Source organism: Anaeromyxobacter terrae, assembly GCF_022690685.1.
In the GTDB taxonomy this organism is placed as follows: domain Bacteria; phylum Myxococcota; class Myxococcia; order Myxococcales; family Anaeromyxobacteraceae; genus Anaeromyxobacter; species Anaeromyxobacter terrae.
Genome location: NZ_JALCYY010000141.1, coordinates 1 through 986 on the forward strand (window position 1 = coordinate 1; position 986 = coordinate 986).

General features: G+C 78.7%; 1 protein-coding gene. It reads left to right on the forward strand.

What is annotated here, in order from left to right; translation table 11 throughout:
• Window positions 1-85: 85 nt before the first annotated feature.
• A complete protein-coding gene (locus MNY62_RS25510) occupies window positions 86-847 on the forward strand; it encodes a hypothetical protein (protein WP_242347137.1) in 762 nt (253 codons plus the stop codon).
• Window positions 848-986 lie beyond the last annotated feature (139 nt).

Below are 986 nucleotides of genomic sequence, written 5' to 3' on the forward strand. Positions count from 1 at the left end.
TCCTCGTCGCCATCGACGAGTACCCGCCGGAGCTCGCCGGCGCGGCGCTGCGCATCTCGGCCGCGCCCGAGGAGGAGCGCCGCCGGTGACGGACGCGGCCGCGCCGGAGGTCCTGGCGGCGCGGCGGCTCGCGCGCCGGCTCGGTGCGCTCGAGGAGGGCGAGGTCCGCGCCCGCGCCGCCGGCCGCGCGCTCGCCTCCGAGGAGCCCGCCGTGGCCGCGGCGCTCCTCGCGGCGCTCGCCCGCGCGCCCGATCCCGGGTCCCGCGTCGCCATCGCCGCGGTCGGCCAGGTGCTCGCGGATCCGGATCCCGAGCTGCCCTACGCGTGGCGCGCCGAGCTCTACGCCGCCGCCGTCGAGCTCGGCCTCGACGAGGTCGCGAGCCTGCTCGTCTCGCCCGCGCCGCTGCGCGCCTACCCCGCCGCGCGCGCTCGCCCCGATCCGCGGCTCGCGGGGCTCTCGCTCGGCCACAAGAAGGCGTTCGCCCGCGGGCGGCGCGATCCCGATCTCCTCGCTCGCCTCGCGGCGGAGGGCGATCCGGCGGTCGTCGTGGAGCTCTTGCGGAACCCGCAGCTCACCGAGCCGTTCGTGGTCCGCATCGCCGCACGCCGCCCGTGCCGCCCGGAGACGCTGCGGCTCCTCTTCGAGTCCCGCTGGCGCACCCGGCCTGCGGTCGCCCGCGCCCTCGCGCGGAACCCCTACGCCGAGCCGGAGGTCGCGCTGAAGCTCGTCCCGTCGCTCCCGGCGCCGGATCTCCGCGCGGTCGGCGAGGATCTCGCGATCCACCCCCTCGTCCGCGCGCTCGCCGAGATGCTCGGCCGGGAGCGATCCGCGCGCGGCGGTGCGTGAAGCTCCGCTGACGAGGCCGCCGCGCGGAGCCCGGTTGATCTGGTCGCGTCACGAGGCGCGCGATGGCGTCGGCGAGCCGGGCACACGACGACCGAGCAGCGCAGGCGGGCCTGGAAGGCCCGTCGAGCAGCGCAGGGAG